Source organism: Pirellulales bacterium (assembly GCA_019636335.1).
Lineage (GTDB): Bacteria > Planctomycetota > Planctomycetia > Pirellulales > JAEUIK01 > JAHBXR01.
The window spans coordinates 43,568-51,183 of record JAHBXR010000033.1 but is presented as its reverse complement, the minus strand read 5'-3'; the positions used below and the strand labels follow the sequence as shown (position 1 = coordinate 51,183).

The window sequence follows — 7,616 nt, the reverse complement described above, 5'->3', positions numbered from 1 at the left end:
GCTCATCCGCGGGACGCGATGACTTTTCATCATTTGCATGCGTTTCTCATGTGAGACTTTCATCGTGGCCGATTGTGCAATTTCCGATTCTGGAAACACATTTAGAATCTGCTGGCACTCCTCGGGACTAAATGGGAGACGGAGATAAATCCTCTCGATTGGTTCGTCACCAAGATGCATCCGAAACGCGTTGACGGAGGAAGCTCCTCCTTGCTCACCCCGATATTGAACTGGCATCAAACGGTCGTCTATGACTTCATGTAATTTTCCACGTTCGGAGTAGGGCACCAGCTTGCCACCTTGAAGTTCAATCCACTGTCGTGTGGTCTGCCTGCGATGGACGATCGCCTGTTGCCTACTCGCCCAGGCCATGGGAAGTGCCAAGATCGTCAATACCGTGAACAGGATTCGCAAGTTGAGTCGAGGCCGACGTATTGTAAATATCTCCAGCATGAGGGCATTTTAAGCCAAACGAGCGACAAAGTCCCTAGTATACTGTGGCTCCCCAAGAGTCACCGGTGCGTTTAGCAATTTGACGCCCCAATGCAACTGCCCGACCTCAACGTCATCCGCGCCGCCGCCCAGCGCATCGCCCCCTTCGCGCATCGCACGCCCGTCCTCACGTCACGCTATTTCAACCAGCGCACGGGCAGCGACGTCTTCTTCAAGTGCGAAAACTTCCAGCGCGTCGGCGCCTTCAAGTTCCGCGGGGCGACGAATGCCGTGCAATCGCTCGGCGACGATGAGGCCCGACGCGGAGTCGTCACGCACTCTTCGGGCAACCACGCCCAGGCCCTGGCGCTGGCTGCCCGCCAGCGCGGCATCCCCGCCACGATCGTCATGCCGCGCGGCGCCCCGGCCGTGAAGCGCAACGCCGTGGCGGACTACGGCGCCGAGATCGTCGAGTGCGAGCCGACTCAGGCCGCCCGCGAATCAGCCGCCGAGGAGATCGTCGCCCGCACCGGGGCCAACTTCATCCACCCCTACGAAGACCCATGCGTCGTGGCGGGCGCCGCCACCGCCTCGCTCGAACTGATCGAAGAAGTGCCGCGGCTCGATGTCGTAGTCACCCCGGTCGGCGGCGGTGGACTCGCCAGCGGCACCTGCCTGGCCGTCTCGGAGCTTTTACCCCAAGCCAAGATCATCGGCGCCGAGCCGGCCCTGGCCGACGACGCTCGGCGCTCGCTCGCCGCCGGTCACATCGTCGCCGAGCCAATCGGCCCCACGATCGCCGACGGGCTGCGCACCTCGCTCGGCCCGCTGACCTTCTCGATCCTCAGCCGGCACCTCCGCGAGATCCTGACGGTCGACGAGGCCGAAATCGTCCAGGCGATGAAGCTCGTCTGGGAGCGGATGAAAATCGTCATCGAGCCATCCTCGGCTGTGCCCGTGGCCGCCCTATTGAAATACTCCGACCGCTTTCGGGGCCGCCGCGTCGGGGTCATCCTCAGCGGCGGCAACGTCGATCTCGACTGCCTGCCCTGGACGATTCGTTGACCCAATTGATGCGCGGAGGGAAACTTCCCACATGGCGCAACGACACAGCTACTTCCAGGAGCGATTCGGGCCGGTCGTGGCCAGGCGGTTCGAGATCGTCTGGAGTTTGTTGGTATTCTCGCTGTTCGTGGCAGCCCTGGTTGTCGCACTATTGCTGACAGGGAGCGGCGCACGGGCAGAAATGGTCCGCTGGCTGACCTCGGCCCTGGTCGGAGCAGGTACCGCCATGCTTTGGCGCATGAACCGGCACGCCAGGCCAAGAGCGGACTAGTTGCCCAGGCGAAAACGCCAGGAAAGCATCTGTTTGACAGCGGCCCTAGGCGTCATTAGCCTAAATCCATACTGGGTTTATTGTCATTTTGGGGGTCCTGCGTTCGCTGGGCACCTGCTCCTGCCGCTGGCAGGCTCGATCGGCCGCAAGGCGGTTTTCCGCCCGTGACAGAAGAAGAGGCGTCTCCTCCTTTCGCGAACTCCGCGCCGTTCGGCTACCAGGATCGGCCCTTGGATCGTCGTTTTCCATCGCGCGTGCAGCATCGTCGGGTCAACCGGCCCGGGCGATCACCACGCGTCGTTTCGCGCTTGTTTTAATCAGACAGAGGGCGCCGTATGCCTCCCGGAGCATCGTCGATGGCCAAGCAGGGCAAGTTTGGCGAAATCCTGATCCGCCAACGGGTCGTCAGCAGCGAACAGCTCGCCGAAGCCGAACAGATGGCCAAATCGTCGGGCATGAAGGTCCCCGACGCGCTGGTCCGCCTCGGCTATGCCACCGGCGAAGAGGTAATGCGCGCCGTCGCCCAGGAACATGGCCTCGACTACGTCAACCTGAACGAGGTAGTCATCCCGCCGTCGATCATCGAGCTCGTTCCCGAGTCGATCGCCCGCGAAAACGCCATTTTGCCGATGGCCCGCGACGATGGCGCCCTCAAGGTCATCGCCAGCGATCCCCTCGATTTCGACATGCTCGACAAGCTGCGGTTCATTCTGAACTGCGAGATTCGTCTGGCCCTGGCCCCCCGCGAGAGCATCCTCGAGTCGATCAACCGCCACTACGGGCAGACCGAGGGCGAAAGCGCTGACTCCATGCTCCAGGAGTTCACCGACACGGCGATCGACTTCACCGAGACCGAAGACGCCGGCGCCGAGGGGGGCGAAGAGGTCATCGACGACTCGGCCGCCCCGATCGTCCGGCTGGTCCAGCTCATCATCAGCGAGGCGGTCCAGCTACGGGCCTCCGACATCCACGTCGAGCCCTTCGAGGATCGGGTCCGGGTCCGCTACCGCATCGACGGTGTGCTGGTCGAGCGCGACAGCCCCCCCCGCCGCCTGCTGGGGGCGATCCTCTCCCGCATCAAGATTCTGGCCCGGATCGACATCGCCGAGCGCCGCCGACCCCAGGACGGACGCATCAAGGCCACCGTCGGCAGCAAAACCCTCGACCTTCGCGTCAGCGTCCTGCCCACCAATCACGGCCAATCGGTCGTCATGCGTATCCTCGATAAGGACTCCATCAAGGTGGGGCTCCGCCAGCTCGGCATGTCGGACGAGGTCTTCCGCACCTTCCAAGGTCTGATCCGCAGACCAAACGGGATCGTCCTCGTGACCGGCCCCACTGGCTCCGGAAAGACCACCACCCTCTACGCCGCCCTCAACGAGCTGAACCGGCCTGACCGCAAGATCATCACCGCCGAGGACCCGGTCGAGTACTACCTGCCCGGCATCAACCAGGTCGAGGTCCGGCACAACATCGGGCTCGATTTCGCCCGCATCATCCGCTCGATGCTGCGTCAGGCCCCGAACGTCATCCTCGTGGGCGAGATGCGCGATAGCGAGACGGCGGAGATGGGAATTCAAGCATCTCTGACTGGACACTTGGTATTCAGTACCCTGCATACGAACGATGCGCCCGGTGCTGTTACACGCATGGTCGACATGGGTGTCCCCTCTTACCTCGTCGCCAGCAGCGTCGTGGCCATCTTGGCACAGCGTCTCGTGCGCGTCATCTGCACCAAATGTAAACAGCCGTTCACCCCACCCGACTCGCAGCTCGAGGCGGCCGGTATCTCTCCCGACATTGCCGCCCGAGGGAATTTCATGCGCGGCAAAGGGTGCGGAAACTGCAACAGATCGGGCTACCGCGGCCGCTTGGGCATCTACGAACTGATGATGATGACCTCCAAGATTCGCGAGCTCTCCTTCGCCGGCGTTTCGACCCAGGAGCTTCGCAAGGCAGCCCTAGCTCAAGGCATGGTATCGCTTTACGACGACGGCATCGCCAAGGTCCTCAAGGGCATCACCACCATCGAAGAGATCTTCCGCGTGGCCAAGCGCCAGTAAGTGGCCCGGAGCTGCGAAGCCCCTACCACCAGGCTCGGCCCCTCCCGGCCATCGCCGGCAAGCCGGAGCAGGCCCCTCTCGAAGGGCCAGACCGTCTTGTTAAAATAGAGAATATAAATAGACTGAAGTGCAATGCTGAATTGGTCTTTCGCGCAGTCCACTCGCGTGGCGTCACCGCGACCGAGACCCATCCAAGAACGTTAAAATGTTGTGCGGCGCCGTGGATGTGCCGCCCGGGGAACTCGACTTTTCTTGGCCTGGCACGACTCCGGGCGAATAATCTTGCGCTGCCCGCGACTCTTGCGTGGCGGCGCAAAACTCCTGCCGACTCATCCACACGGCGGGAAACAGGTGGGGGGCCTGATTGCGATACGGAACCAACCGCGACTCGAGCCTGCTGACTCATCGGCTCGAAGCGCGGATTAGCGCAACGGCACTCGAAGAGGCGGTCTAACTGCGGCTTCGTCTCGAGGTCGCAAAAAACGTTCGGTCCAACATCCGCACGCCGGCGGTGCGTGGATGCCGCGCGGGCTACGGCCCCACTTCGCGGCTTCGCCCGCGCGACGCTGGCTGGGCCTCCGGTCTGTTTGTCCCGCGAAAACCACCGAGCAAGAACGCTCCATGGGAACGATCCTCATCGACAAACTGCTGCACACCGTCGTGCATCAGAAGGCCAGCGACCTCCACATCACCGTGGGCCAGCCTCCGGTGATCCGTCTCGATGGGCACATGCGCAAGCTCGAGACCAAGGTCCTCGAGCCGGACGACACCGTCGGCCTGATGAAGAGCATCACTCCCGAACGCTGCCAACAAGAACTCCAGGAAATGGGCGGAACCGACTTTGGTTTTGCCTTCGGCGATGCCGCCCGCTTCCGCGTGGCCGTCTTCAAGCAGCGCGGCACCGTGGGCATGGTGTTGCGGCGCATTCCGAACGAATTCCTCTCGTTCGATCAACTCGGCCTGCCGCCGGTCTGCAGCTCGTTGATCATGCGCCCACGCGGGCTGTTCCTCGTCACGGGCCCCACCGGCTCGGGCAAAAGCACCAGCCTGGCCAGCATGATCAATTACATCAACGACACCGTCGACCACCACATCATCACGATCGAAGACCCGATCGAGTTCTATCACAAACACAAGAAGTCGACCGTCAACCAGCGCGAGATCGGCGTCGACGTCCCCAGCTTTCCCGAGGCGATTCGCCGCGCCCTGCGTATGGACCCCGACGTGATCCTCGTGGGCGAAATGCGCGACCTCGCCACCATCGAGGCGGCCATCACCGCGGCCGAAACGGGGCACGTCGTCTTCGGCACGCTCCACACCACGGGGGCCGAAGGTACCGTCAACCGCATCATCGACGTCTTTCCCACCACGCAGCAAGAACAGATCCGCGTGCAGCTATCGACCTCGATCATCGGCGTCCTCTCGCAGGCGCTGATTCCCAAGATCGGTGGTGGCCGTGCCGCGGCGTTCGAGATGCTCGTCGTCACCCCCGCCATCGCCAACCTGATTCGCGAGAACAAGACCTTCCGCATCACGTCGGCGATTCAAACGGGGGCCAAGTACGGCATGCAACTGCTGGACGACAACCTCTTCAAGCTGTGGCGCAGCGGCAAATGCACCAAGGAAGACGTGATGGTCAAGTCGAACAAGCCCGACGATCTCGCCCGGCGCATCATGCAGGCCGAGAAGGGCATCTTCGAGGACGAAGACGACGCCGCCCGCCGCCAGGACGAGGACGACGACAAAGGCAAGAAAAAGTAATTCGTGTGGCACTGCTGGCTTGTGTAGGTCAGGTACCCCGTACCTGACAAAAGAACGATTCAACGCAAAGACGCGAAGGCGCAAAGACAAAAAGAAAAATGACTGGGTGCCATGCCCTCACCGCACGGCGGGGTGGGCATGCCAAACGATTCAACCAGAAACCAAGGTCAGGCACCCCGTGCCTGACAACTGCCCCCTGACCACTAACCCCTGCTCACTCACTCATTCATGGCCATCAGACGTCTCGGACAGATCCTCGTCGACCTCGGTTTCATCACCGACGAGCAGCTCGAAATGCTGCTCGAAGAACAACAGCAGCGCCCCGGCATGCTGCTGGGCAAGGTCGCCGAGTCGATGAGCCTCATCAGCGACGAGCAGCTCGCCCAGGCCCTGGCCGAACAGATGGGCATGCAGGCCATCAGCCTGGCCGATACCTCGATTCCGCCCGATGTGCTCACCTACGTCACCGAGCCGATGGCGCAGCTCTATCGCATCGTGCCCATCAGCTTCCGCGACAACACCCTCACGATCGCCATGTGCGATCCGCAGAAGCTCTCCGTGCTCGACGAGCTGCGCAACTTCCTGGGCTACGACGTCCGCGCCGTCGTCGCCACCGAACGGGACGTGCTCGCCGCGCTCGATCGCTACTACGCCGGCGCCACCGACAGCGTCGAGAGCATCGTCAGCGGCCTCGAAGATGACGAAGAGCTGATCCGGGCCGCCGAGAAGCTTTCCAAAGAAGGGCCGATCGACCTGACCAGCGTCGAGGCCCTGGCCGATAGCGCCCCGGTCCGCAAGCTCCTCAACATGGTCCTGCTGCTGGCCATTCGCGAGCACGCCAGCGACTTGCACTTCGAGCCGTTCGAAGACGAATTCAAGATTCGTATCAAGGCCGACGGCGTGCTCTACGAGATGGTCCCCCCGCCACGCCACCTGGCGTTCGCCATCACCACCCGCATCAAGGTGATGGCCAACCTCGACATCGCCGAGCGCCGCCTGCCGCAAGACGGCCGCATCGAGCTCAACGTCGGCGGACATCCCGTCGATCTCCGCGTCGCCGTCCTCCCCACCATGTTCGGCGAAAGCGTCGTCATGCGGGTCCTCGATCGCTCCGTCGTGCAGTTGGATCTCAACGCCGTGGGCATGGACGCCGTCACGCTCCGCAAGTTCCGCGACGTGATCGCCAAGCCCAACGGCATCGTGCTCGTCACCGGGCCGACCGGCTCGGGCAAGACCACCACCCTCTACTCGGCCCTGAACGAGCTGAACGATATCCACGACAAGCTCATCACCACCGAGGACCCCATCGAGTACGACATCGACGGGATCGTGCAGGTGCCCATCGATTCCTCCATCGGCGTCACGTTCGCCTCCTGTCTCCGTGCCATTCTGCGGCAAGATCCCGACAAGATCCTCGTCGGCGAGATTCGCGACGTCGAAACGGCGGAAATCGCCGTGCAGGCCTCGCTCACCGGGCACATGGTCTTCAGCACCCTGCACACGAACGATGCCCCCAGCACCGTCACTCGTCTGCGCGACATGGGCGTGCAGCCGTTTCTCATCACCGCCACGGTCGAGGCCATCCTCGCCCAACGACTCGTGCGCCGCATCTGCAGCGGCTGCCGCGAGGAAACCACTCCCTCGGCCGAGATGCTGGCCGATCTCCAACTCGATCCCGGAGACATCATCGGCAAGAAGTTCTACCGCGGCGCCGGCTGCGAGGCCTGTAACCACACGGGCTACAAGGGACGCGTCGGCCTGTTCGAGCTGCTCATCATGGACGACGACCTCCGCGACATGATCGTGCGCAACGCCGCTACCGACGAGCTGCGCGAAGTGGCCCGCCGCCACGGCATGGTCACGCTCCGCGATACCGGCCTCGACATGGCCTACAACGGCACCACCACCATCGATGAAGTCATCCGCGAAACCATCGTCGAAAACTAAGCAACAAACAGCTCACGCGGAGACGCGGAGAAAGAATGGTGTGATCTATAAAACTTCGCCGTGCCGAATAGCTTCTG

Annotated in this window: 6 protein-coding genes; 5 read left to right on the top strand and 1 reads right to left on the bottom strand. The window is 62.6% G+C overall.

The features are described from left to right. Positions 1-384, bottom strand: a 384-nt coding sequence (locus tag KF708_22775; protein ID MBX3415526.1) for a hypothetical protein, incomplete at its 3' end; no start/stop codon positions are given. Positions 385-543: 159 nt separating this feature from the next. Here KF708_22775 and KF708_22770 point away from each other — a divergent pair. The 5 genes from KF708_22770 to tadA (KF708_22750) all read left to right on the top strand — a co-directional run bounded on the left by KF708_22770 (position 544) and on the right by tadA (KF708_22750) (position 7,539). Next, positions 544-1,497 (top strand): pyridoxal-phosphate dependent enzyme, encoded by a 954-nt coding sequence (locus tag KF708_22770; GenBank protein ID MBX3415525.1) that lies wholly within the window; start codon positions 544-546, stop codon positions 1,495-1,497. A 31-nt stretch (positions 1,498-1,528) separates the two neighbouring features. Continuing rightward, complete coding sequence (locus KF708_22765) at positions 1,529-1,768, top strand: hypothetical protein (GenBank protein MBX3415524.1); 240 nt, start codon at positions 1,529-1,531, stop codon at positions 1,766-1,768. Positions 1,769-2,124: 356 nt separating this feature from the next. Next, positions 2,125-3,831 carry a Flp pilus assembly complex ATPase component TadA gene (tadA, locus tag KF708_22760; GenBank protein ID MBX3415523.1) on the top strand — a complete coding sequence of 569 codons (1,707 nt, stop codon included), beginning with the start codon at positions 2,125-2,127 and terminating at the stop codon, positions 3,829-3,831. Positions 3,832-4,452: 621 nt separating this feature from the next. Beyond that, entirely contained in the window at positions 4,453-5,592 is a 1,140-nt protein-coding gene (locus KF708_22755) for a type IV pilus twitching motility protein PilT (GenBank protein ID MBX3415522.1), read from the top strand. Between the two features lie 228 nt (positions 5,593-5,820). Continuing rightward, a complete protein-coding gene (gene tadA, locus KF708_22750; GenBank protein MBX3415521.1) occupies positions 5,821-7,539 on the top strand; it encodes a Flp pilus assembly complex ATPase component TadA in 1,719 nt (572 codons plus the stop codon). Positions 7,540-7,616: the final 77 nt, after the last annotated feature.

Bases quoted from the DNA above. Each gene is read 5' to 3' on its own strand.
- tadA (MBX3415523.1), top strand. From the start codon at position 2,125: ATGGCCAAGCAGGGCAAGTTTGGCGAAATCCTGATCCGCCAACGGGTC.
- KF708_22765 (MBX3415524.1), top strand. From the start codon at position 1,529: ATGGCGCAACGACACAGCTACTTCCAGGAGCGATTCGGGCCGGTCGTG.
- KF708_22755 (MBX3415522.1), top strand. From the start codon at position 4,453: ATGGGAACGATCCTCATCGACAAACTGCTGCACACCGTCGTGCATCAG.
- KF708_22770 (MBX3415525.1), top strand. From the start codon at position 544: ATGCAACTGCCCGACCTCAACGTCATCCGCGCCGCCGCCCAGCGCATC.
- tadA (MBX3415521.1), top strand. From the start codon at position 5,821: ATGGCCATCAGACGTCTCGGACAGATCCTCGTCGACCTCGGTTTCATC.